23 protein-coding genes and 4 tRNA genes are annotated in these 24,293 nt (G+C 55.8%); 6 read left to right on the top strand and 21 right to left on the bottom strand.

Features of this window, described 5'->3' with window-relative positions:
• Nucleotides 1–126: 126 nt before the first annotated feature.
• Genes yigB through GBC03_04890 form a run of 5 tightly spaced genes read right to left on the bottom strand, consistent with a single transcriptional unit; the run spans nucleotide 127 to nucleotide 3,504 of the window.
• Nucleotides 127–843, bottom strand: coding sequence for a 5-amino-6-(5-phospho-D-ribitylamino)uracil phosphatase YigB (yigB, locus tag GBC03_04910; GenBank protein QFS69592.1), 717 nt, complete (start codon nucleotides 841–843; stop codon nucleotides 127–129).
• Nucleotides 843–1,739 (bottom strand): tyrosine recombinase XerC, encoded by an 897-nt coding sequence (xerC, locus tag GBC03_04905; GenBank protein ID QFS69591.1) that lies wholly within the window; start codon nucleotides 1,737–1,739, stop codon nucleotides 843–845. Before xerC ends, yigB begins: the two co-directional genes overlap by 1 nt.
• Nucleotides 1,736–2,443: a DUF484 family protein gene (locus GBC03_04900; GenBank protein ID QFS69590.1), complete on the bottom strand. Its 708-nt coding sequence runs from the start codon at nucleotides 2,441–2,443 to the stop codon at nucleotides 1,736–1,738. The genes xerC and GBC03_04900 overlap by 4 nt, the downstream gene beginning before the upstream one ends.
• Nucleotides 2,440–3,264 carry a diaminopimelate epimerase gene (dapF, locus tag GBC03_04895; protein ID QFS69589.1) on the bottom strand — a complete coding sequence of 275 codons (825 nt, stop codon included), beginning with the start codon at nucleotides 3,262–3,264 and terminating at the stop codon, nucleotides 2,440–2,442. Before dapF ends, GBC03_04900 begins: the two co-directional genes overlap by 4 nt.
• A gap of 36 nt (nucleotides 3,265–3,300) precedes the next feature.
• Complete coding sequence (locus GBC03_04890; GenBank protein QFS69588.1) at nucleotides 3,301–3,504, bottom strand: hypothetical protein; 204 nt, start codon at nucleotides 3,502–3,504, stop codon at nucleotides 3,301–3,303.
• A 138-nt stretch (nucleotides 3,505–3,642) separates the two neighbouring features.
• On the opposite strand from GBC03_04890, the gene cyaY reads away from it, so the two are divergent.
• On the top strand, nucleotides 3,643–3,963 hold the full coding sequence (gene cyaY, locus GBC03_04885; protein ID QFS69587.1) for an iron donor protein CyaY: 321 nt from the start codon (nucleotides 3,643–3,645) through the stop codon (nucleotides 3,961–3,963).
• 33 nt (nucleotides 3,964–3,996) lie between these two features.
• Here cyaY and cyaA read toward each other — a convergent pair whose 3' ends face one another.
• Nucleotides 3,997–6,543 (bottom strand): class I adenylate cyclase, encoded by a 2,547-nt coding sequence (gene cyaA / locus GBC03_04880; protein QFS69586.1) that lies wholly within the window; start codon nucleotides 6,541–6,543, stop codon nucleotides 3,997–3,999.
• Nucleotides 6,544–6,933: 390 nt separating this feature from the next.
• Between cyaA and hemC the strand changes: the two genes are divergently transcribed.
• The 4 genes from hemC to hemY are packed head-to-tail and all read left to right on the top strand — an operon-like array spanning nucleotide 6,934 to nucleotide 11,023.
• A complete protein-coding gene (gene hemC, locus GBC03_04875) occupies nucleotides 6,934–7,875 on the top strand; it encodes a hydroxymethylbilane synthase (protein QFS69585.1) in 942 nt (313 codons plus the stop codon).
• Nucleotides 7,872–8,612 (top strand): uroporphyrinogen-III synthase, encoded by a 741-nt coding sequence (gene hemD / locus GBC03_04870; GenBank protein QFS69584.1) that lies wholly within the window; start codon nucleotides 7,872–7,874, stop codon nucleotides 8,610–8,612. The genes hemC and hemD overlap by 4 nt, the downstream gene beginning before the upstream one ends.
• 21 nt (nucleotides 8,613–8,633) lie before the next feature.
• The gene (gene hemX / locus GBC03_04865) at nucleotides 8,634–9,824 is read left to right on the top strand and encodes a uroporphyrinogen-III C-methyltransferase (GenBank protein ID QFS69583.1); all 1,191 of its coding nucleotides are present in this window, start codon (nucleotides 8,634–8,636) and stop codon (nucleotides 9,822–9,824) included.
• A complete protein-coding gene (gene hemY, locus GBC03_04860; protein QFS69582.1) occupies nucleotides 9,824–11,023 on the top strand; it encodes a protoheme IX biogenesis protein HemY in 1,200 nt (399 codons plus the stop codon). The genes hemX and hemY overlap by 1 nt, the downstream gene beginning before the upstream one ends.
• A 575-nt stretch (nucleotides 11,024–11,598) precedes the next feature.
• Here hemY and GBC03_04855 read toward each other — a convergent pair.
• The 5 genes from GBC03_04855 to GBC03_04835 all read right to left on the bottom strand — a co-directional run bounded on the left by GBC03_04855 (nucleotide 11,599) and on the right by GBC03_04835 (nucleotide 13,520).
• Nucleotides 11,599–11,675: transfer RNA gene (locus GBC03_04855), tRNA-Pro, on the bottom strand.
• Between the two features lie 42 nt (nucleotides 11,676–11,717).
• Nucleotides 11,718–11,804, bottom strand: a tRNA-Leu gene (locus GBC03_04850).
• A 19-nt stretch (nucleotides 11,805–11,823) separates the two neighbouring features.
• A tRNA-His gene (locus GBC03_04845) sits at nucleotides 11,824–11,899 on the bottom strand.
• Between the two features lie 56 nt (nucleotides 11,900–11,955).
• Nucleotides 11,956–12,032: transfer RNA gene (locus GBC03_04840), tRNA-Arg, on the bottom strand.
• A 102-nt stretch (nucleotides 12,033–12,134) separates the two neighbouring features.
• Nucleotides 12,135–13,520, bottom strand: a complete 1,386-nt coding sequence (locus tag GBC03_04835) for an amino acid permease (protein QFS69581.1) — start codon at nucleotides 13,518–13,520, stop codon at nucleotides 12,135–12,137.
• A gap of 21 nt (nucleotides 13,521–13,541) precedes the next feature.
• Between GBC03_04835 and GBC03_04830 the strand changes: the two genes are divergently transcribed.
• The gene (locus GBC03_04830; protein QFS69580.1) at nucleotides 13,542–13,742 is read left to right on the top strand and encodes a hypothetical protein; all 201 of its coding nucleotides are present in this window, start codon (nucleotides 13,542–13,544) and stop codon (nucleotides 13,740–13,742) included.
• Here GBC03_04830 and rffM read toward each other — a convergent pair.
• The 10 genes from rffM to GBC03_04780 are packed head-to-tail and all read right to left on the bottom strand — an operon-like array spanning nucleotide 13,724 to nucleotide 24,291.
• A complete protein-coding gene (gene rffM, locus GBC03_04825; GenBank protein ID QFS69579.1) occupies nucleotides 13,724–14,464 on the bottom strand; it encodes a lipopolysaccharide N-acetylmannosaminouronosyltransferase in 741 nt (246 codons plus the stop codon). The two genes, GBC03_04830 and rffM, sit on opposite strands and share 19 nt — an antisense overlap.
• A gap of 2 nt (nucleotides 14,465–14,466) precedes the next feature.
• Entirely contained in the window at nucleotides 14,467–15,819 is a 1,353-nt protein-coding gene (gene wzyE / locus GBC03_04820) for an O-antigen assembly polymerase (GenBank protein ID QFS69578.1), read from the bottom strand.
• Nucleotides 15,816–16,895 carry a TDP-N-acetylfucosamine:lipid II N-acetylfucosaminyltransferase gene (locus GBC03_04815; GenBank protein ID QFS69577.1) on the bottom strand — a complete coding sequence of 360 codons (1,080 nt, stop codon included), beginning with the start codon at nucleotides 16,893–16,895 and terminating at the stop codon, nucleotides 15,816–15,818. The genes wzyE and GBC03_04815 overlap by 4 nt, the downstream gene beginning before the upstream one ends.
• On the bottom strand, nucleotides 16,892–18,142 hold the full coding sequence (gene wzxE, locus GBC03_04810) for a lipid III flippase WzxE (protein QFS69576.1): 1,251 nt from the start codon (nucleotides 18,140–18,142) through the stop codon (nucleotides 16,892–16,894). The genes GBC03_04815 and wzxE overlap by 4 nt, the downstream gene beginning before the upstream one ends.
• 1 nt (nucleotide 18,143) lies before the next feature.
• Nucleotides 18,144–19,274: a dTDP-4-amino-4,6-dideoxygalactose transaminase gene (gene rffA / locus GBC03_04805; protein ID QFS69575.1), complete on the bottom strand. Its 1,131-nt coding sequence runs from the start codon at nucleotides 19,272–19,274 to the stop codon at nucleotides 18,144–18,146.
• Between the two features lie 4 nt (nucleotides 19,275–19,278).
• A complete protein-coding gene (gene rffC, locus GBC03_04800; GenBank protein ID QFS69574.1) occupies nucleotides 19,279–19,956 on the bottom strand; it encodes a dTDP-4-amino-4,6-dideoxy-D-galactose acyltransferase in 678 nt (225 codons plus the stop codon).
• Nucleotides 19,934–20,815, bottom strand: a complete 882-nt coding sequence (gene rfbA / locus GBC03_04795; GenBank protein ID QFS69573.1) for a glucose-1-phosphate thymidylyltransferase RfbA — start codon at nucleotides 20,813–20,815, stop codon at nucleotides 19,934–19,936. Before rfbA ends, rffC begins: the two co-directional genes overlap by 23 nt.
• Nucleotides 20,816–20,834: 19 nt before the next feature.
• On the bottom strand, nucleotides 20,835–21,902 hold the full coding sequence (gene rffG / locus GBC03_04790; protein ID QFS69572.1) for a dTDP-glucose 4,6-dehydratase: 1,068 nt from the start codon (nucleotides 21,900–21,902) through the stop codon (nucleotides 20,835–20,837).
• Nucleotides 21,902–23,164 carry a UDP-N-acetyl-D-mannosamine dehydrogenase gene (gene wecC, locus GBC03_04785; protein QFS69571.1) on the bottom strand — a complete coding sequence of 421 codons (1,263 nt, stop codon included), beginning with the start codon at nucleotides 23,162–23,164 and terminating at the stop codon, nucleotides 21,902–21,904. Before wecC ends, rffG begins: the two co-directional genes overlap by 1 nt.
• On the bottom strand, nucleotides 23,161–24,291 hold the full coding sequence (locus GBC03_04780; protein QFS69570.1) for a UDP-N-acetylglucosamine 2-epimerase (non-hydrolyzing): 1,131 nt from the start codon (nucleotides 24,289–24,291) through the stop codon (nucleotides 23,161–23,163). The genes wecC and GBC03_04780 overlap by 4 nt, the downstream gene beginning before the upstream one ends.
• Between the last annotated feature and the right edge of the window lie 2 nt (nucleotides 24,292–24,293).

The raw sequence follows: 24,293 nt of genomic DNA, 5'->3' as shown, positions 1-24,293 counted from the left end.
TAGATAAACTGCGAAATGCCCGATGGCGCTTCGCTTATCGGGCCTACGTGATCGCAGTCAGCGTAGGGCGGATAAGCGTAGCGCCATCCGCCAAAACCCTGGAATTTTATACAGAACTGCGGGTGATTATATCAGCGAGGTCAGAGATGCCAACTGTGAAATTTCGATATGCGGCAGTAAACGGCTGTCAACGGTGTGCATCAGGTCAGCATTTTCTGGCTTGATCCAGCAGGCCTGCAATCCGCTGCGGATCGCCCCGGCAACGTCGGTCGTCAGATCGTCGCCCACGTGCAGGATCTCGCCGATCGGTACATTCAGCTTTTCCGCCGCCAGGAAGTACATATCACTGAACGGTTTTGAGCGTCCGTCCGGACCGGCACGCAGTACAAATTCGAAGTAATCGCCGAGGCCAAACAGTTCCGGCTGCGCGTTACCGTTGGTGATCGCCACCAGCGGCCACTTTTTCGCTAAGGCTTTCAGCGTATCGTGTGTCTCTTGCGGGACATCGACCCGACTGCGCCACTTCGCAAAGTTCATCATCGCGGCGTTCGCGCCAGCCACCGCCTCTTCCGCGGAAAGCCCGGCGTTCAGCATCGCCCGCTCAACAGCGCGATGCCGCCAGCGGGTCACGTCGTGATAAATTTCCGGCTCGGCTTCACGCACCGCCTGACGCAAACGTTGCAGGTCGGCATTTTGTAGCGTACGGAGTGCCGGATGGTAGCTTTGCACAAAGGCGAGCGCTTCCTGCTCGGTGCGCTGGATAACCGGACGGTTATCGTAAAGGGTGTCATCAAGATCGAAAGTGATCGCTGAGATGGGTCCTGGAGACCGGTAAAAACGCATTATTTCCCCCGTTTGGCGCGTGGATGCGCCGCATCGTACACCGAGGCCAGGTGTTGAAAATCAAGATGAGTATAGATTTGCGTGGTCGAGAGGTTGGCGTGCCCCAACAGTTCCTGTACGCCTCGCAGGTCGCCGCTCGACTCCAGCATATGCGTGGCAAAGGAGTGACGCAGCTTATGTGGATGCACGTGGCTGTTTAACCCCTGCTTAATGCCCCATTCGGCAAAACGCTTTTGCACGTTGCGCGCGGATATACGGTTGCCCAGCTTTGACAAAAACAGCGCGTCTTCATCACTGCCAAACAGCCCGCGCAGATCCAGCCAGTGCTCAATCCACGCGACCGCATTGCGACCAATAGGCAGGCGACGCTCTTTGCTGCCTTTCCCCATCACCCACACTTCGCCGGTGTCGAGATCCAGATGTTTGATATCCAGTCCCACCAGTTCCGACAAACGCAGACCCGCGCCGTACATCACCTCGAGCATCGCGCGGTCGCGCACGGCGAGCGGATCGTTAAGGTCGATATCCAGCAGACGGTTAACGTCATCAACGTCGATATTTTTCGGCAAATGGCGCGGCGCTTTGGGTGCCTGTACCCCTTTCGCCGGATTGGCTTTCAGCTTGCCTTCGCTGACCATCCAGTCGAAGAAACTGCGCAGAGCAGAAAGACGTAGCGCGAGGCTCGCGGGCCCAAGGCCTTTGCGGCGACTGCGCACCGCAAAACTGCGCACCATTGCAGCGTCACATTGTTGCCAACTTTGCAGCCCAGCTTCTCCGGCTAAGGCGATGATGGCATCAAGCTGACGCTGATAGTTCTTCAGCGTGATGGGGCTAAGCTGGCGTTCTACGCCCAGATAGCGCAGAAAGCGGGTAACATCGGTGGTGAAGTCCGTCATACACGTTCAATCCAGCGCTCCAGCAGATCCGGCATCATCAGCGCAATTTCATGCAAGAGTTGCGTTCCCTGGCCCGCCTGATAGTGATGCATATCGCGACTGCTGAACAGAATGACGCCCAGATCGCCGTCACGTCCCAGCATCGACATCGCCACCGAACCAATCGCCTTCGCCTCGGGAAGCACCACCAGCAGTTCCGGACCATTCAGGGTGCCCAGATAGTGCTGTTCCTGCCCCAGCCGCTGTATCCGCAGCGGTTCGAAGGCCTGACGGCTTAACGCCAGATGGGTATAGCTCGACGGCGCGCCGAGACGCCAGCGATCGGGAAACAGACGCACCGTCGCACCGGCAAGGCCCAGTTCACGCGCCCAGCGATGAAAGCGCATCAGCATATCATCAAGGCTGGTGGCTGCGACCAGACGTCCCTGCAAATGCAGCAGGCGATAAAACAGGCTTTCGTTCGCATTCGCCTGCGCCATCAACAACGACATGTTTTCTTCAAGGACGTTGATGTGGTTGCGCGCGCGGGCCATATGCCACTCGACGAGCGAGACGGTGCCCCGCACCGGGTGCGGCACCCGCATGGCTTCCACAGCATGCGCGTTGCGGATAAAAAACTCAGGGTTTTTCTGCAGATAGTCGACGACCGCCCGGTCATCGAGTTCCGTAAGCGTTTCCTGTAGTTCTTCCCCTGGTTGCTTCATAGATGGATAAACCCGTCATAGACATGTGCCGCCGGGCCAGTCATGTATAACGGATGACCCGGGCCTTTCCAGGCGATATCAAGGCGACCGCCAGGTAATTCCACGCGGACTTCTTCCGCCAGCAAACCTTGTTGGATGCCGACGGCGACGGCCGCGCATGCGCCGCTCCCACAAGCCTGCGTCTCTCCCGCACCGCGCTCATAAACGCGTAAACGAATATGCTCGCGCTTCACGACCTGCATAAAACCAATATTTGCCCGTTCAGGAAAACGTTCGTGGCTTTCCAGAACCGGTCCCAGCGTTTCCACAGTCGCCGTGTCGACATCATCGACCTGAATCACGCAGTGCGGGTTGCCCATTGAAACCACACCGCACAATATTGTTTGTTCCGCTGCTCGCATAATATAGGTCTTTTCCGCTTTGTTAGCGCGAAAAGGCACCTGCGACGGTTCAAAGTTGGGTTCGCCCATGTTGACGCGCACCAGTTCATCGTCCGTCACGCTCAGCACCATCCGCCCATTCGCCGTGCTGACGCGAATGTCACGTTTGTTGGTTAACCCTTTGAGGCGCACAAAACGGGCAAAGCAGCGCGCGCCATTGCCGCATTGCGACACTTCGCTGCCGTCGGCATTAAAAATGCGGTAATGAAAATCCAGCTCAGGATCGTACGGAGGTTCAACCACCAGCAGTTGATCAAATCCCACCCCCAGATGTCTGTCTGATAAGCGACGGATCAATTCTGGCGAAAAAAAGACATTCTGCGTTACCGCGTCGACGACCATAAAATCGTTGCCAAGGCCATGCATTTTAGAGAATTGCATTGTTCACTCCGTTCACGCGGGTACAGAAACACACCGTCAGTAGTTCACCTGGGAAGGCCCATCTCCCGTAGCACGATCGTTTTGTTCGGGCTGAGTTGATTGCGTTTGTGTATCAACCGGTTTAGTCGGCGGCGGTGCGGTTTTATCAGCCGGTGGGAAGTAGAGTGGCCCTTTGAGGCCACACCCCGTCAGGCTGAACAGAGTGAGAAGAACAGCGAGTGCCTGAAACACGTTTTTCATTATGGATTGCCTGTAAGTTCATACTTTCTGTTTTCTATCATCGCAGGAGAAGGCGTAAAAGCAAGAGTTTGCCTGTAATCTGCAACGCGATTTGTTTCAGGTTATACTGCCGCCATCACGAAAAAACGGGAAACGACAATGAACGACAGTGAATTTCATCGCCTGGCCGATACCCTGTGGATGACCATCGAAGAGCGTCTTGACGACTGGGATGGCGACAGCGATATCGACTGTGAAATCAACGGCGGCGTGCTGACCATTAGCTTTGAAAACGGCAGCAAAATCATTATCAACCGTCAGGAGCCGCTGCACCAGGTGTGGCTGGCGACCAAACAGGGCGGCTACCATTTCGACCTGAAAGGCGACGAATGGGTTTGTGACCGAAGCGGGGAAACCTTCTGGGATCTGCTGGAACAGGCGGCTACGCACCAGGCGGGCGAAGACGTCAGCTTTCGTTAAGTCTTATTTGCCGGATGGCATCCGGCAAAACCATTACGAGAAATACTGCTGCAACTGCGGCGTGTCGTTATCCTGATTGGCTGGCGGAACGTTGCCAAGCGACTGCGCGCGGAACGGGATCACCTGTGCGCGCCCTTCCGTGTTCACAATCTGATAGAACTGCGGCAGGTTGAAGTTGATGAAGCTGGAGCCATAGGTAAAGCGGTCGTGCGATGAGGAGTAGAAACGGCTGACATCACGCACCAGCTCCTCTTTGCTGCCTTCGCAGTGGTGATACACTTCCGCACGATTACTCTCGTCCAGAATGTAGATGTTAAAGCCCTTCTCATCGCCAGTCTCTTCAAAGAAGAACTGAATGATTCCCTCGCTGGCGAAACCATCCACGACCGACGGCAGTTTCACCTGATTGGTCTCCACCTGAACGGACAGACCATGCAGTTTGTTATGCGATATCGCGCCGTAGAATTCGATGGCGTTTTCCAGCTTCTGTACCGACACGTTCAGGCGTTCAAAGAACAGACCCCAGGTTTGACCGGAAACGCGCAGCGCCTTAAAGCGTCCTGTTTCCTGACGGGTACTGGAGAGACGCAGCTCGATGCACTCTGAAACCAACTGCTGCACGCGGGTACGAATCAAACCGCGCAGATGCTGGCTGTAGCAGAACACTTCTACGCTATCGGGTGGCGCGGCGTCCTGGTGCATTTTGCCCAGAATCGTTTTCAGCGCTTCTATCATCGCCTGTTCGCCGTTGAAATGCAGCGTTCGCACTTCGTTCCACGAGTTGCGATACAGCAGATCTACGCTGCCCACCAGGCAATTCTGCTCTTCGCCAAAACTGAAGACATCCAGCTTACGGAAGTCAAAATGGACCACCTGATTGCGGAACGCCGCTGTCGGGTCATATTCGAGATTGACGATAATCGCCAGATGGCGAATTTCACACGGGCTGTAGAGCGCTTTCGGCGTCGGCGCAGGCAGGCGCAGCGGGAAGTGGTGCGACACATCGGCCACCATCTCCTGCAACTTCGGCAGATCGACAATGCCATTGCCCTTAATAAACAGATGCGTGCGCGACGTCAGCAGACCGTTAAACCACGCCCAGGCCACCAACTTATTCAAATAGCGGTTATATTCCAGCGGCTGATGGCTGATGATGGAATCCATGTTTGGCGCACGGTTGTAGAGATACCAACCTGAACGGTTGGCACGACCCGGCGGAACGTGGATAAACGTTAAATTCGGTTCGGAGAGGTCCGGTGAAATCTGCGGGTTTACCAGCGTGACTTTACCCGGCAACGCTTCAAACGCGGCATACAGCTTACGGGTCAGAACGCCAATATCCTGCGGGCTGGCGCTGACGCTGAGATTATTACGACGCGCAAAGCGGATCAGATTACGGTAGCTCTGCATCATGGCATCGAGCAGTTCGTTGTGCGCTTCACGCACCTGATCGATCTTCCAGTTCGCCCGGTTGTCGAGCATAGACAGACGGGCGTCGTCCCATCCCCACTCACTCACTAACTGACTGAGCACTTCACGACGCCAGCCCACGCAGGCACGTTCGCGGCTCAGTTTCTCACACACTTTTAAATAGAAACATCGGCGCACCAAATCCAGGCGCGTCGGGTCTTCAATCGCCGTGAGGTATTCGGTCACGCGTTCCAGCATCATGCAGTATGGGTCAAGACCAAACGAGACGATCTCACCATCATGCAGGCGCTGTTTAATGTCTTTCGCCAACAGGCGTGGATTGGGATATTCCCAGGAGTAGGCTTCCAGCAGCAGCGTTTTCAGCACCGCTTTGTACGGTGAATCGATACTTTTATACAGCTGCCAGAGGCTTGCGCCAAAGTACTCTTCAGCAGAGAGCGAGCTTAAGCCGCCCAGATCCAACCATTCGTTCGGCGTGAGCACGCCCTGGGCGTAGAGCGTCATGACGTAGTCGTCGTAATGCTCTTCTTCATCGCCCGGCACCATATTCCACAGAATACGCTTACCGGCAAGACGCACCGCGGTACGATAGAATTCATCCAGCAGCAGAATGTGCTGCGTCGAGCCACAGTCTTCACCCCCCAGACTGCCGCTTTCATTATGGCGGAAACGGTTTTCATCAATCAGGAAGAAGCTGACTTCCACTCCCAGCGAGGCAGCCCAGCTTTCCAGCAGGCTGCATTTACGCTGCAGCAGTTGCCGTTCGTCGCTGTCGAGCCAGGACTGGTGGCACACCCAGATATCAAGATCCGACGAACAGCTTTGTCCCACAGAGGAGGTGCTGCCCATGGAATAAACGCCGGTGATCGGCAGTTCACCTTTTGGCGGATCCTGCGGCGCCAGACCGCGATACAGTTCCAGTTCGTTCAGATAGTGGCGTTGGGTTTCATCAGGCGTGTAGAAGCAAATGCCTCTGGGAACGTTACCATCAAGGTACCCTGGCATCAGCGGATGGTGATAGTGCAATAATGTCGGCAGAAGACTGTATACCTGCTGGAAAGCAGGGCCCATGGCAGCAAGCGCGCGATCTACACGCAGTTGATTAATGGCATCCAGCCTCTGTTTCAGAGTCTCAATATAGAGGTACAAGACGTATCGCCTGATGTTGCTACCCGTCATGCTGTCGATTGCCGCAGCGCGATCCGCTTACCAACAACCACCACCATTCGGGATAAACCAAATGACAAAAATAACCGTTACCTTTTACGACCTTTTTTTTGTGCGTTCAGTCGAAAAAATGGTCTAAAACGTGATCAATTTAACACCTTGCTCATTGACCGTAAAGAAAGATGCGCTACATACAAGTGTAGCACTAATCGCTTCGCGTAAATTCTGAGGTACGATCGGACGGTTCCTCGTCATTAAATAGTGCCAGCCGCAACGCAGCGCCTTATCCTTGACTTACCTTTGACCGTAACACTGACATCCCACTTGTAAGGATGTTAGGATGAACCACGGACGATAATGACGGTAACAAGCATGTTAGACAATGTTTTAAGAATTGCCACACGCCAAAGCCCCCTTGCGCTCTGGCAGGCACATTATGTCAAAGACGCCCTGATGGCGAACCACCCCGGCCTGGTCGTGGAACTGGTGCCTATGGTGACGCGTGGCGACGTAATTCTTGATACCCCACTGGCGAAAGTAGGCGGTAAAGGCTTGTTCGTAAAAGAGCTGGAAGTTGCGCTGCTCGAAAAACGTGCCGACATCGCGGTGCACTCGATGAAAGATGTTCCGGTCGAATTCCCGGAAGGTCTGGGACTGGTCACCATCTGCGAACGCGAAGATCCGCGCGACGCCTTTGTCTCGAACACTTACAACACCCTTGATGAACTGCCTGCTGGCAGCATCGTGGGAACCTCCAGTTTACGCCGTCAGTGTCAACTGGCTGAACGCCGTCCGGATCTCGTCATCCGTTCTCTGCGCGGCAACGTTGGAACCCGCCTGAGCAAGCTGGATAACGGCGACTACGATGCCATTATCCTGGCCGTTGCCGGTTTAAAACGCTTAGGGCTGGAATCACGTATTCGCACTGCGCTACCGCCAGAAGTGTCGTTGCCGGCCGTGGGACAAGGCGCGGTGGGTATCGAATGCCGCCTCGACGACAGCCGGACTCAGGCGTTGCTGGCGCCGCTGAATGATGAAATCACTGCACTGCGCGTCAAAGCCGAGCGCGCGATGAATACCCGCCTGGAAGGAGGCTGTCAGGTGCCAATTGGCAGCTATGCTGAATTCAATAACGGTGAGATTTGGCTACGTGCGCTGGTCGGTTCGCCAGACGGTTCGCAAATGGTACGCGGAGAGCGCCGTGGCTCGCCCGAACAGGCGGAACAGATGGGCATTTCACTGGCCGAAGAGCTGCTGGATAACGGTGCCCGCGCCATTCTGACCGAGGTCTATAACGGAGAATCCCCCGCATGAGTATCCTGGTCACCCGCCCGTCTCCCGCAGGGGAAGCGTTAGTGAGCCGTCTGCGCACACTGGGGCAGGAGGCCTGGAGTTTTCCGCTCATCGAATTTACCCCGGGTCGGGATTTATCGCGGCTGGCCGGGGCGTTTTCGGCGATCACCGATAACGATCTGCTCTTTGTGTTATCACAGCACGCGGTCTCTTTTGCCCATGCGCAACTGGAACGTGAAGGGCTGAAGTGGCCCGCCGCCGCGCGCTATTTTGCCATTGGTCGCACGACCGCTCTGGCACTGCATACCGTCAGCGGATACGACATTCGCTATCCGCTGGATCGGGAAATCAGCGAAGTCTTGCTACAATTACCTGAATTACAAAATATTGCGGGCAAACGTGCGCTGATTTTACGCGGCAACGGCGGTCGCGAGCTGTTAGGTGAAACCCTAACGGCACGCGGCGCTGATGTCACGTTTTATGAATGTTATCAACGTAGTGCTAAACATTACGATGGAGCACAGGAAGCGATGCGCTGGCAGTCGCGCGGCGTGACAACGGTAGTGGTCACCAGCGGGGAAATGCTGCAACAGCTCAACGCGCTGATCCCGCAGTGGTATCGTGAAAACTGGTTACTACGCTGTCGGCTTATCGTCGTCAGCGAGCGTCTGGCGCACCTCGCCCGGGAACTGGGCTGGCAAGATATTAAGGTCGCTGATAACGCCGACAACGATGCGCTACTGCGCGCATTACAATAACTCTCATAATGGGAAGCCATAATGACGGAACAAGAAAAATCCTCCGCCGTGGTTGAAGAGACCAGGGAGGCCGTGGAGACTCAGCCACAGCCAGCTACTGCTGAAAAAAAGAGTAAAAACGGCACTGCGCTGATACTGAGTGCGGTGGCGATTGCCATTGCGCTGGCCGCAGGTGTTGGGCTCTATGGCTGGGGAAAACAACAGGCGACCACGCAGACCGCAACCAGCGATGCGCTGGCTAATCAACTGACCGCGCTGCAAAAAGCGCAGGAAAGCCAAAAAGCGGAACTGGAAGGCGTCATTAAACAGCAGGCAGCACAACTGGAGCAGGCCAACCGTCAGCAAACTGAGCTGGCGAAACAGTTGGATGAAGTCCAACAGAAAGTCGCCACCATCTCCGGCAGCGATGCCAAAACCTGGCTGCTCGCGCAGGCCGATTTCCTGGTCAAACTGGCCGGGCGTAAGCTGTGGAGCGATCAGGATGTCACGACGGCGGCCGCGCTGCTCAAGAGTGCTGATGCGAGCCTCGCGGACATGAACGATCCCAGCCTGATTACCGCGCGCCGGGCAATCACCGATGATATCGCCAGCCTTTCCTCTGTGGCTCAGGTCGATTACGACGGCATCATCCTGAAAATTAACCAGCTCTCTAACCAGATAGATAACCTGCGTCTGGCAGACAACGACAGCGACGGTTCGCCGATGGACTCCGACAGCCCTGAGCTTTCCAGTTCGATCAGCGAGTGGCGCGTCAATCTGCAAAAAAGCTGGCAGAACTTTATGGACAGCTTTATCACCATCCGTCGTCGCGATGATACCGCCGTCCCGCTGTTAGCGCCGAATCAGGATGTTTATCTGCGGGAAAATATCCGCTCTCGTCTGCTGGTTGCCGCACAGGCAGTGCCGCGCCATCAGGAAGAGACCTACCGTCAGGCGCTGGATAACGTCTCCACCTGGGTACGTGCTTACTACGATACCGACGACGCCACGACGAAAGCGTTCCTTGAGGAAGTGGACAAGCTAAGCCAGCAGAGCATCACGATGAACGTACCGGAAACGCTGCAAAGCCAGGCGATCCTCGAAAAACTGATGCAAACCCGCGTACGCAACCTGCTGGCACAACCGGCTGCCGCACCGTCTGAAGCGGCGCCCGTCCCTGCGCCTGAAGCACCGCAGGCAGAAGCCCCGGCAGCCGTGCCGCAAGGAGAATAATGATGCTAAAAGTATTATTGCTCTTTGTGCTGCTGATCGCGGGTATCGTGATCGGCCCGATGATTGCCGGTCATCAGGGTTACGTCCTGATCCAGACCGACACGTACAACATTGAAACCAGCGTAACAGGACTGGTCATCATCCTGATCCTGGCGATGGTCGTCCTGTTTGCCATTGAGTGGTTGTTACGCCGCATCTTCCGTACCGGCGCACATACGCGCGGTTGGTTTGTTGGCCGTAAACGTCGTCGCGCCCGCAAACAGACCGAACAGGCGCTGTTGAAACTGGCGGAAGGTGACTATCAGCAGGTTGAGAAGCTAATGGCAAAAAATGCCGATCATGCTGAGCAGCCGGTGGTGAACTACCTGCTCGCCGCAGAAGCGGCGCAACAGCGCGGCGATGAAGCCCGTGCGAACCAGCATCTGGAACGTGCGGCAGAACTCGCCGGTAACGACACGATCCCGGTTGAGATTTCACGTGTCCGCCTGCAACTGGCGCGCAACGAGAATCATGCCGCGCGCCACGGCGTGGACAAACTGCTGGAGGTGACTCCGCGTCATCCGGAAGTATTACGTCTGGCGGAACAGGCCTACATCCGTACCGGCGCCTGGAGTTCTCTGCTCGATATCATCCCGTCAATGGCGAAAGCTAACGTCGGTGATGAAGAACATCGTGCGATGCTGGAACAGCAGGCGTGGATTGGTTTGATGGATCAGGCGCGTGCCGATCAGGGCAGCGATGGTCTACGCGAATGGTGGAAAAACCAGAGCCGTAAAACCCGCCATCAGGTCGCCCTGCAGGTGGCAATGGCTGAGCATCTGATTGAATGCGACGATCACGATATGGCGCAGCAGATTATTATCGACGGTCTGAAGCGTCAATATGACGATCGCCTGGTGCTGCCAATTCCTCGTCTGAAAACCAATAACCCGGAACAGTTGGAAAAAGTGCTGCGTCAGCAGATCAAGACCGTCGGCGATCGTCCGCTGCTATGGAGCACGCTGGGCCAGTCGCTGATGAAGCATGGCGAATGGCAGGAAGCGACCGTTGCCTTCCGCGCGGCGCTCAAGCAACGCCCGGATGCGTACGATTACGCCTGGCTTGCTGACGCGCTCGACCGCCTGCATCAACCGGAAGAAGCGGCCACCATGCGCCGTGACGGCCTGATGCTGACGTTACAAAACACGCCCCCGCAGTAACGCCCTAACGCCCGGTGGCGCTTCACTTACCGGGCCTACAAATTTCCCCACCGCAGAAATAAAAAAACGCCTGCTCTTTTAGAGCAGGCGTTAAACAGGTCTGTATGACAACATAAATGGGTGCTTCACTCAACGTTATGTCCATGGTGTTTGATGAGGCCGAAGCGACATCTGTCTGTGGACGATAAGCACCGTAAACGGCTCTGCATCATTCCTGAGTTTATGAGGCACTATGGCGAGCATAAGAGATGGAATGAGCATCTACCCGTATATTATTGCACATTGCATGCCAGGATTGCACCGCTAAAAATAAGGATTAAGACAATTCACGATCCCTGTGCTGGCGCGGGTTGTCGGCAGCTTTCCCTATTTCTGCCTGCCGGACACGCGATGAATTGTCGCTCAGCAGAGACAGATCTCACCCGATACACGAAAGCGCTGAAATATCATAAAGTTAATCGTCACCAAATGGCGACAATGGCAAACAGGGTTGTCTCTGAGAAGCAACAGCAGAAAAGAAGAAGAAATTAAGTGATGCAGAAAAAGAAAAACCCCGCCGAAGCGGGGTTCAAAATTGGTCGGCGAGAGAGGATTCGAACCTCCGACCCACTGGTCCCAAACCAGTTGCGCTACCAAGCTGCGCTACTCGCCGATGTACTGCTTTTTTGAATTTTTAGTTCAATTCATTAAGTCGTGGTGCGAGGGGGGGGACTTGAACCCCCACGTCCGTAAGGACACTAACACCTGAAGCTAGCGCGTCTACCAATTCCGCCACCTTCGCATTTCACAACTTTTAATAATGGGGTGGCTAATGGGATTCGAACCCACGACAACTGGAATCACAATCCAGGGCTCTACCAACTGAGCTATAGCCACCACTACAAATCTTTTTACGCGGTATCGAAACCACCGCAGCTCCAGCACCGGGTGAATGGTGCGCCCGACAGGATTCGAACCTGAGACCTCTGCCTCCGGAGGGCAGCGCTCTATCCAGCTGAGCTACGGGCGCTTAGCGCCGTTGCGGGGGTGGATAATACGGACTTCACACCCCGCTGTCTAGTGCCTTTTTAAATAAAATGCGCGTTTGGTTACGCTTTGCGCGTTTTGCCGCTTATTCCCCCGTTTTCTGGGCGATACCTTGACGGTTGAGGCCAAAAACCTTGTAAACAAGCGTCACGGCGCACAGGAAGATGATACCGACAAACAGCGACATACGGGTATCTTCATTAAAGTACATACCGATCAGAACGCAAACCAGGAACGCCATCGTCAAATAGTTTGCCCACGGGAACAAAATCGAACGGAACGGATGGCTGGCCATCGCCGCTTTATGCGCCCGGCGAAAACGCAGCTGGCTAATCAGAATCACAAACCACGGCACCATCCCCGGCAGCACGCTTGCACTATAAACATAGACGAAGACGCGCTGCGGATTAGGAATGATGTAGTTCAGGCACGAACCGACCAGCAGAATCAGAATCGATAGCGCCACGCCCGCCACCGGAACGCCATGACGAGAGACTTTCGCCATCGCCGCCGGCAGTTGACGGTTCTTCGCCAGCGCGTAGAGCATACGCCCACAGCTGTACATTCCGCTGTTACAGCCAGACAGCGCAGCGGTCAGCACGACAAAGTTGATAATCGCCGCGGCGGTGGTGATACCAATTTTGGCAAAGGTCAGGACGAACGGACTGCCGTTGCTGCCAATTTCGTTCCACGGGAAGATGGTGACGATCACGAATATCGCACCCACGTAGAAGATCAGAATGCGCCATAACACCTTGCCAACCGCGCTACGCAACGTAACCTGCGGATTTTTGGCTTCACCCGCCGTAATCCCGATCAGCTCCACCCCCTGATAAGAGGCGACCACAATACACAGCGCGGTGAGGAAGCCTTTCCAGCCGCCAGCAAAGAAGCCGCCGTGCTCAGTCAGGTTGCCAAAGCCAATCGGCTGACCGCCGTTGCCCAGGCCGAAGAAAATCACGCCCAGCCCCACCACGATCATCACGATGATCGTGGTGACTTTAATCATCGCAAACCAGAACTCAATTTCGCCATACAGACGAACGGCCGCCAGGTTTGCCAGTGCCACCAGTCCGACGGCTATCAGCGCCGGTATCCATTGCGCCATCTCCGGGAACCAGAACTGGACATAAACGCCGATCGCGGTGATTTCCGAGATACCGACCGCCATCCACATAAACCAGTATGACCACGCGGTGAGATAACCGAAGAACGGGCTCATGTAGCGGTGAGCATAAACGGCGAAAGAGCCGGCAACCGGCTCCAGGAACAGCATCTCGCCCATTGAGCGCATAATGAAAAAGACGAACAGGCCGGCGACGATATACGCCAGCAACACCGATGGTCCTGCCCATTTCAGGGTGCTTGCCGCCCCCATAAACAGTCCGACGCCAATGGTGCCCCCCAGGGCAATCAATTCGATATGACGAGCCTCCAGCCCACGCTGTAGCTCAGGTTTTTTCTCTGCCATAAATCCTCTTGTCGTGTTTGCTTGCTTCCCGGCATTGCCGGTTATTGTTATGGGTACATCGCTGGGGGCGCATGTTTTCGCAAATTTGGCAAAATGGCAAACGAAGCATTAAAAAAATGCATATTTTGTGTAATAACGGAGCAAAAATGCGGCAGTGAGGTAGCGCATGGAGCAGAATGCGCTACCCGCACGAGGAAGGGGGGTCAGATATTTCCGCTGTAATGCCAGCGCAGGTAACGCAGTAAACGGAGTTGACGAGTAATGCGGCTTGGCTGCGACAGCAGGCGATACAGCCACTCCAGCCCCAGGTTCTGCCACACTTTCGGCGCGCGTTTTACGTGACCGGTGAAGACGTCATAGGTGCCGCCGACGCCCATATAGAGCGCATGCGGATGCACCTGTCGACAATCGCGCATAAAGATTTCCTGTTTTGGCGATCCCATCGCCACGGTAACGATCTTCGCCCCGCTGGCATGGATCTGCTCAAACAGCGCAGGACGCTGCTCTGACGTAAAATAGCCGTCCTGGCTACCCACAATGTTCACATTCCACTGGGCGCGCAGTTTCGCTTGCGTTTGCGCCAGCACGTCTGGTTTTCCGCCCACCAGGAATACCGGCGTACCTTCCTCGCCCGCGCGGGCCATCAGCGCTTCCCAGAGATCGGCACCCGCCACGCGAGAAACCTGGGCATCCGGAAATTTTTTGCGTACCGAGCGCACGACGCTAATCCCGTCGGCATATTTATACTCAGCCGCCTCAATCAGGGCGCGGACTTCCGGGTCATCTTCCGCCGTCAGAACCTTTTCTGCGTTAATCGCCACCAGCGTACCTTGCTTAAGCTGGCCGCCAGCGTAGAGATAGTCCAGCGCATGGTGCATATCTCGCCAGCCAATCAGCTGGAGCCCGCGCAGATCGTAAATCGGTGCCGTTGTATTATCAGTCATTGCTATCCTTCAACCTGTTTGTCTGGCAGGGCTCGCAAACGTTTATGGATCAGTCCGGCCTGGTCAAACAGCCAGAACAAAAGTTTTGCCACCAGCAAACAGGCACCAAAAACCACCAGGAAAAAAACAACACGCGAGACAAACGAGTCCAGTCCCTCTCGCGCCAGCACGATCATATTAAAAATCGCGCCAAAGCAGAAACTATGCAAAATCGCGGCCTTGTAGCGGTTTGTCTCACGATTACCCAGCGCATACAGCCAGTCGAACCATTTGATGATCAATCCCACCACAATCGCTCCCAGCGGGATAAACAACGCCCCGCCCATCACCACCAGCGACCCAATCAGCGTCGGCGAGATCGCCAGACCGGAATGGTTGTTCAGCACTTCCCACGTAAAATAGTTCGCGGTATTCAGCACCACGCTCGGTCGCCCCGGCCACAGCCAGGAGGGAATAAAGACATAGAAATCGCGGACAATCGGCGCCAGCCCCTGGAACTCAATCTTGTCGTAGTTTTGCAGCAGCAGCGCCAGGTTCTCCCACGGAGAAAACGTGTCGCGGGTGAGATAGAGAAACGTGTAGAACGCTTCGTCACCGCTGACGTTCAGTCCGTAGCGCTTCAGCGCCAGCCAGAACATGCCGACAATCCCCAGCACACCCGCCGCCGCCAGCATCCACAACGAGATCCAGCCGCGAATAATGCCGATGAACAGGAAAATGGCGAAGGCGATGATGATATTGGCGCGGGTACCGCCGACGATCATATACGTCAGTAAGCCAAATGCGACGGTGCTGACCAGGAAGAACAGCCACGCTTTGCTGTCCTGGCGCAGGAAATAGACCACCAGCATCGCCGGGATGAAAAAGTAAAAGAAGCGCTTTAGCGCCACACCGGAGACTTCACTGGAGAAAATCTGGCTGTACGACTGTAGGCGGAACAGCAAAAAGCCGTTGTGCATGAAGAAAATGCCCACGCTGATGAGCGCAATCCCCATCAGAATCACCCAGGTAAGATGGGTTTCCACCCGGTTCATAGTGAACAGCGGTTTGCGCGGCACATCTGCCACCCGTTTGCGTAAGCGGGTCTTATAGGTCACATAGTAGATCGCGTAGAAACAGGCGGCGGAAAGCAGCGCCTGTAGCAGGATTTCCGGCGGCGCGACGGCGACGTCAAAGCGGAACGCCAGCACGCTGGTCAGCGGAAAGCCAAAAAAGAAGGTCAGTAAAAACAGCAGCGAGAAAAACACGTTGAAGTTGAAGCGCACGCGGCGGAATTCAAACCAGGTCAGCGTAGCGATAAACAACGTGGAGAGGAGCCAGACGACAAACAGGCCGCTGAACTGCATCAGGCTCATAGTGCCTCCCCTGCGGCGACCTGCAATGCGTGATGCCAGGGCTGCAAATAGTTCGGGCTAAAGAAGGTAATGGCGTTTTTATCCACGGATGCCAGTTGGCGCTGCGCCTCGCGCACCACCTGTTCGTTCAGCTCGTCGCTCGTGAAAAGCACCGGAAGATGCTGTTCCACCATGTCCTGCCAGAACGGATTCTCGCGGTTCAGCACGCACGGTACACCCGCCTGAATTAGCAAGCATAAGGTGCCAATTCCCTGCTGACGGGCAAAAATAAAGTACCCGAGATCGCACTGACGCAGCAGCGCCAGATAGTCGTCGAACGCCAGCTTGTCGCTGAGGATCTGCAGGTTATCTGCGCTGAACAAGCTCAGTCCCGCCTGGCGGACCTGGGCAATATACGCTTCGTTGTTCGGCGGATAGCCCATCGGGACCACCACGTTTACCGTGTCGCCAAACTGCTGATGCACCGCCCGCAGCGCAGCAATATGTTCGTTACTGCGATCGCCAGAGTTACCCACCAGAATGGTCATTTTTCCGCTGCGTTGGCGAAAGTTCACCCTATTGTTGAGCGAGGGATCCATTCGCGTCGGGAAATAGAGCAGCTCACCCGGCACGCGCGGGTGCTGTTGAGCGAAATAGTTCAGATCGCCACGGGTGGCAAAAATGCCCCCGACACGGCTTTGCGCCAGGCGGCGAATCGGGTAAAACAGTTTGAATTTCAGTCCGCTGGAGACTTCATACAGATCTGCGCCCCAGACATGCCAGTAAAACTGGCTGGGCTTGATTCCCCCGCTCAGTAATGCCAGCCACAGCGTCGTATTAAACTGACCGTGGAAGAAGAAGCGCTGTTGTCTGTTCGCTTTGGCTTGCGCAATCACCGCCTCCGCCAGCGATTTTTTACCGCTGAAGAAACGAATGGACAGCGCCGGGCAGCTTTCCGTCAGCCCGGCATCCTGACCCGCAACCATGAAGACACGGGCATGCTCGCTGGTCGATGCCAGCGTATCGTTGAAAAACCGCAGCACGGTTTGATTATGGTGAGGGATATCCGATCCCAGTACGTGAATCAATACTGTCATGCCCGCCTACGCCAGAGTAAAAATACGCAACAACACAGAGAGAAATAGACGACGTACGTGGCCATGTAGGCCTGTGCCGCACCCAGCGCGCCGTGTGCCGGGATCAGCCAGTGCGCAAATGCCGTCAGTAAAATGAACTGGCTGATTTCAGCCAAAATATAAAATCGCAGTGATGCTTTGGCGATCACCAGATAACCGAAGACATACGCCCCGACCTTCAACACATCTCCGATTAACTGCCAGGCAAACAGATCGCGCATGGCGGTGAATTTCTCAGAGAACAGCAGCCAGATAGCAAAATCACGCAGCAGCCAGACGGTGAAACTCGCGGCGGCCACCGCGGGCAGAACAAACTTCAGCGACTTCACCACTTCTCGCGTGATATCCCGTTTTTCGGTGAGGCGCGACAGCGTCGGCAACAGGTAGACGCTGAACGAAGCGGTAATAAATTGTAGGTAAGCATCCGAAATACTGCTCACCCCTTGCCAGATCCCGACGTCGTCCCAGCTGTAGTGCGCAGCCAGCAGGTTTCGCATCATCACATACGCCACGGGCAGCGTGACGGAGGTGATCAGCGCCATCAGGGTAAACTTGCTGAGTTGCCCCGCCAGCCCCTTGTCCCAGGACGGCCGCAGATAGCGCAGCGGGATCGTCCCGCGTTTCATCAGCATGGCAGCCGCAGGGATCACCACCAGCGCGGGCACCAGCGCCAGACCGAGGAGCGCGCCTTCATAGCCGCCCAATCGGTAACAGCCATAGTAGGCAACGACGCCCACCAGGCTGCCGACCATCAGTGACAGCGCATTTCCGGCCGCATCACGAAATCCTTTCATCAACGCCAGCAGCAGGTTGGCCCAGGCAATCCCCATCTGCACCAGCGCCACTAAGCGCACCAGCCCCTGATACTGAGTATGGCCGAATAGCGCCTGGCTAATCGGTGCCGCCGCGAGCAGAAACACCAGCGCCAGCAGCGTCGAAAAACCCAGCACCATGGCCGAGGACGTACCGACAACCCGCCGCAGTTGTTCCGGATTATCATGGGACTGCGCGACGTATTTGGTGACGCCATTGAAAATCCCGGCCCCCGCCAGGACACCGAGTACGGTGACCATCTGACGGAAGTTTCCTGCCTGGCCGACGCCAGCCGGACCGAAAGACACCGCCAGCAACTTAACGACCAGTAACCCCGCGCCAATTTTGACCAGCGTGCTGGCCGCCGTCCACAAGGACGCTTTCGCAAGCGACATATCAGGCGAAATAGTTAAGCAATGTCGTCATCACCGTACGCTGATTCACTGCCGACAGGTTATAAAACAGCGGCAGGCGCAGCAGGCGCTCACTCTCTTTGGTGGTGTAGCGATCCTCGCCGGAAAATTCACCAAACTTGTCGCCCGCCGGGCTGTCATGCAGCGGAATGTAATGGAACACCGCCATAATTTCAGCTTCTTTCAGGAAGTTAATCAGCGCATTACGATCGTCAATGTCGCGCAGCTTGATATAAAACATATGGGCGTTCTGTTTACAGTCATCCGGAATGGACGGCAGTTCAATTCTGCCGGCACGCGCCAGCGGTGCGAGGGCATCGTAGTAGGTCTGCCACAGCGCCAGACGCTGCTGATTAATACGGTCCGCCGCTTCCAGTTGTGCCCAGAGATAGGCGGCCTGTAGATCGGACATCAAATAGCTGGAACCAATATCGCGCCAGGTATATTTGTCGACCTGACCGCGGAAGAACTGGCTGCGGTTAGTGCCTTTTTCGCGAATGATTTCCGCACGCTCGATAAGGCTGCGATCGTTAATCAGCGTTGCGCCGCCTTCGCCACCCGCCGTGTAGTTTTTCGTTTCGTGGAAGCTGAAGCAGCCGATGTGGCCTATCGTTCCCAGCGCACGGCCTTTGTAAGTCGACATGACGCCCTGCGCGGCATCTTCCACGACAAACAGGTTGTACTTATCCGCCAGCGCCATGATGGTGTCCATCTCACAGGCCACGCCCGCGTAATGAACAGGCACAATCGCCCGCGTTTTTTCGCCGATCGCCGCTTCAATACGTGTTTCGTCGATGTTCATGGTATCCGGACGGATATCCACAAAGATGATTTTGGCACCGCGCAGCACAAACGCATTCGCGGTCGACACGAAGGTGTAACTCGGCATGATCACTTCATCACCCGGCTGAATATCCAGCAGCAGTGCCGCCATCTCCAGGGAGGCGGTACAGGAAGGCGTCAGCAACACCTTCGCACTGCCAAAACGCTGCTCCAGCCACTGCTGACAACGACGAGTAAAGCCGCCATCGCCGCACAGTTTGCCGCTGCCCATCGCAGACTGCATATAGTCGAGTTCGGTTCCCACCACCGGCGGTGCGTTAAACGGAATCATGTTGTCACCTGTATAACCAGTACGCGGTGCTTTCTACATTCGCACCGCTTTGTATATAACGTTTAAGCGCGGCGGTGTTGCCCATCTGGGTCGCCACCCGCAATGTTGTTTTGCCGCGCGCCTGCGCCCAGCCCAGCGCCGCCTGCATCAGCTCGGCTCCTGCGCCATGCCCGGCGAGTAAGCCGATGCGCGCCTCACGGTCACCAAGTTCGCGCAGTGAAACATAGCCGCGAATATCGCCGTTTGAGGTACGAAGCACCAGACACTGATGATCAAACGTGCCGTGTACCGCGTTTTCAATCCACTGTGCATAAAAGCGGGCGCTGGCGTCAGGCGCGTACCACGGCGCACGAAAGCGACTTTGCGCAAAGGCCGCCGCAGCGAGTTGACGCAATGCCGGAATGTCCGTCAGTTGTGCAATTTCTGCGCCGGTTTGCCCGCAGGTTTTCCCGACGCTGACGGCAAGATCCACTTCCCCTTCCACCAGCGCAAAGCCAAGCTGTTGCAAGGCATCCAGCGCGGCGGTATTGGCCGCCGGAATTTTAGCCTGCACCCGTGACCAGGGCTGTAAGACTTCAGCGGTTAAAAACGGCGCCACGGGATCCAGCCGGACAATCGCACTGTCCACGCCAAAGAAGCGGTTTTCCCAACCCAGCGGTTCAATACTGGCGCGGACGTGCACGAAGCAGCTCCAGCAAATATTGGCCGTAGCCCGTTTTCGCTAAGGCGCTGGCGGCACGTCTCACGCCGTCATCATCCAGCCAGCCATTGCGCCAGGCAATCTCTTCCAGACAGGCAATTTTGAATCCCTGACGCTTTTCAACCGTCTGCACAAAGGTACTCGCCTCAATCAGGCTGTCATGCGTCCCGGTATCGAGCCAGGCAAAACCGCGCCCCAGCAACTCAACCGTCAGATCGCCCGCTTCAAGATACATCTGGTTGATAGAGGTGATCTCCAGTTCGCCGCGTTCAGACGGTTTCACACGCTTTGCGTACTCCACCACGTTGCGGTCGTAGAAATAAAGTCCGGTCACCGCCCAGTTAGATTTAGGCTGCTTCGGTTTCTCTTCTAACGAGACGGCGCGGAAATTGTCATCAAACTCCACCACGCCAAACCGTTCCGGATCCATCACCTGATAGCCAAACACGGTTGCCCCTTCGGTACGCGCAGCCACATGACGCAATTTGGGGCTAAACCCCTGACCGAAGAAGATATTATCGCCTAACACCAGGCAGGAAGGTTCACCGTTAAGGAACGTCTCACCGATGATAAACGCTTGCGCCAGACCATCCGGACTCGGTTGTTCGGCATACTGCAGATGAATGCCGAATTCAGAACCGTCACCCAACAGGCGCTGAAAGTACCCTTTATCTTCCGGCGTGGTAATAATCAGGATCTCGCGAATGCCTGCCAGCATGAGCACCGATAACGGATAATAAATCATCGGTTTATCGTAAATGGGCAGCAGCTGTTTAGACACGCCGCGCGTGATAGGATGCAGACGGGTGCCGGACCCTCCCGCCAGAATGATACCTTTCATGCCTTCTTCCTCCGGGTAATCACCCCTTCAGACCCAAACGTTGGCCCTGATAGCTGCCATCCTGCACGGGCTTCCACCAGGCCTCATTCGCCAGATACCACTGCACGGTTTTACGCATACCGCTTTCAAAGGTTTCCTGCGGCGTCCAGCCAAGCTCACGGGCGATTTTCGACGCGTCAATGGCGTAACGTAAGTCGTGACCAGGACGATCGTCCACAAAGGTAATCAGGTCGCGGTAGTGCGCGATACCCTGCGGTTTGTTCGGTGCCAGTTCTTCCAGCAGGTCGCAAATCGTCTCAACCACATCCAGATTCTTACGCTCGTTATGACCGCCGATGTTATACGTTTCACCGATTTCCCCGGTGGTCGCCACGCAGTACAGCGCTCTGGCGTGATCGTCCACATAGAGCCAGTCGCGGATCTGCTGTCCGTTGCCATACACGGGCAGCGGTTTACCCGCCAGCGCATTGAGCGTCATCAACGGGATCAGTTTTTCCGGGAAGTGGTATGGGCCATAGTTGTTAGAGCAGTTGGTGATAAGCGTCGGGAAGCCGTAGGTACGCAGCCAGGCGCGCACCAGGTGATCGCTACTGGCTTTTGACGCGGAATAGGGGCTGCTTGGGGCGTACGGCGTCGTCTCAGTAAAGAAATCATCCGTCGAGTGCAAATCGCCATACACTTCATCCGTCGAGATATGATGGAAGCGAAACGCCGATTTTTTCTCATCAGCCCGTTCACCCCAGTACGCCCGCGCCGCTTCCAGCAGCGTGTAGGTACCAACAATGTTGGTTTCGATAAACGCCGCCGGGCCGTCGATAGAGCGATCGACATGGCTTTCGGCAGCCAGATGCATCACGCAGTCTGGCTGATACTGTTGAAAAACCCGATCCAGCGAGGCGCGATCGCAAATATCCACTTTCTCGAAGGCAAAGCGCTCGCTCTGCGCTACCGGCGCCAGCGACATCAGATTGCCGGCGTAGGTGAGTTTATCCACCACCACCACCGCATCCGCCGTCTCATTAATGATATGCCGTACCACCGCTGAACCGATGAAACCTGCGCCACCAGTCACCAGAATCCGTTTCATTAACGCCACACTCCTTTGGTATCCACGATGTACTGCTGATGCACGGCATCACCCGGGATGGCTTTAAACGGGCTGTGATCGACCAACATCACCAGCACGTCGGCAGTGGCCAGCGCATCGTTAAGTTCTGCCAGTGTGCAAAGACCATCCAGCTTTTTCGGCAGTTGGTGGATATTCGGTTCCACCACCAGCGTTTCACCGCTGTGCCACTGGGCGATACTTTTCGCGATCCCCATCGCCGGGCTTTCACGCAGATCGTCGATATTGGGTTTGAATGCAAGGCCGAAGCAGGCGATTTTCACTTCGCTGGCGCGCTTGTCCGTCGCCGCCAGGCAGTCCGCAACGGCGGCTTTGACCTGACCGACAACCCAGTGCGGTTTGCTGTCGTTCACTTCACGCGCGGTACGAATCAGACGCGACTGCTGCGGATTCTGCGCCACAATAAACCACGGATCGACAGCAATACAGTGCCCGCCGACGCCCGGTCCCGGCTGGAGAATGTTGACACGCGGATGGCGGTTCGCCAGGCGAATCAGCTCCCAGACGTTAATCCCCTGCTCGGCGCAAATCAGCGACAGTTCGTTGGCAAAGGCGATATTGACGTCGCGGAAGCTGTTTTCCGTCAGCTTACACATTTCTGCCGTACGGGAATTCGTCACCACGCACTCGCCTTCAAGGAATATCTTGTACAGTTCACTGGCGCGCGCCGAGCACACCGGCGTCATGCCGCCGATCACCCGGTCATTCTTGATCAGTTCCACCATCACCTGCCCCGGCAGCACACGCTCAGGACAATAGGCGATATTCACATCCGCCTGCTCTCCAGCCTGTTGCGGGAAAGTGAGATCCGGGCGCATTTCTGCCAGCCACGCCGCCATCTGTTCGGTCGCACCGACCGGAGAGGTCGACTCGAGGATCACCAGCGCGCCCTTTTTCAGCACCGGCGCAACGGATTTCGCCGCCGCTTCGACATAGGTCATGTCCGGCTCATGTTCGCCTTTAAACGGCGTCGGCACTGCAATCAGATACGCATCAGCGTCAACGGGCGTGGTGGTGGCGCGCAGGAAGCCGCCTTCCACCGCTGTTTTCACCACGTTATCCAGATCCGGCTCAACAATATGGATTTCACCGCGATTGATGGTCTCCACCGCATGCGGGTTAACGTCCACCCCAATCACCTGCTTTTGGCGCGAAGCAAAGGCAGCCGCCGTCGGCAAACCGATATATCCCAGCCCAATAACAGAAATGGTAGAAAAACTCATAGCGATACCCGATTGTTTTTTAACGCGTGTAAAATACGGCCACAGGCCTGCCCGTCACCGTAAGGGTTATGGGCGCGGCTCATGGTCTGATATTCATTTTCGTCATGCAGCAAACGCGTGACTTCTTCAACAATGCGCTGTGGGTCTGTCCCCACCAGACGCACAGTACCCGCGGTAATGGCCTCGGGGCGTTCGGTCGTTTCGCGCATCACCAGCACCGGTTTACCCAGTGACGGGGCCTCTTCCTGAATCCCGCCGGAGTCCGTCAGAATCAGCCAGGCGTGATTCATCAGCCAGACAAAGGGCAGATAGTCCTGCGGTTCAATCAGCGTCACGTTTTTAACATGGCCGAGAATACGGTTGACCGGCTCGCTGACGTTCGGGTTCAGGTGCACTGGGTAGACAATCTGCACATCCTGATTGACGGCCGCAATCTCCGCCAGGGCATGGCAAATCTGCTCAAACCCGCGACCAAAGCTTTCACGACGATGACCGGTCACCAGGATCAGCTTCTTATCAGAGCTGAGGAACGGATACTGTTCGGCCAGTTCTGAACGCAGCGTATTGCTCGCCAGAACGCGGTCGCGCACCCAGATCAGCGCATCAATCACCGTATTGCCGGTGACAAAGATACGACTGTCGGCGATGTTCTCGCGCAGCAGGTTTTGCCGTGAGTTCTCCGTCGGTGCAAAGTGATACATCGCCAGATGCCCGGTTAGCGTACGGTTTGCTTCTTCCGGCCACGGGGAATAGAGATCGCCAGTGCGTAGCCCGGCTTCGACATGACCTACCGGTATGCGCTGGTAAAACGCGGCCAGACTGGTCGCAATGGTGGTAGTGGTATCTCCGTGAACCAACACCACATCCGGCTTGAAGTCAGCGAGGATAGGCTTCAGCCCTTCCAGTATCCGACAGGTAATTTCTGTCAACCCCTGACCTGGCTGCATGATGTTGAGATCGTAGTCAGGGACAATAGAAAAGAGGTTCAATACCTGATCGAGCATCTCCCGGTGCTGCGCGGTGACGCAGACTTTTGCGTCGAAATCAGGATCCTTTGCCAGCGCATGCACCAGAGGTGCCATTTTTATGGCTTCCGGTCGCGTGCCAAATACAGTCAGTACTTTCACAT

The sequence above is a fragment of the Citrobacter telavivensis genome (genome assembly GCA_009363175.1).
Taxonomy (GTDB): Bacteria; Pseudomonadota; Gammaproteobacteria; order Enterobacterales; family Enterobacteriaceae; genus Citrobacter_A; species Citrobacter_A telavivensis.
The sequence above is the reverse complement of the archived record's forward strand: the minus strand, read 5'-3'. Positions and strand labels throughout refer to the sequence as shown.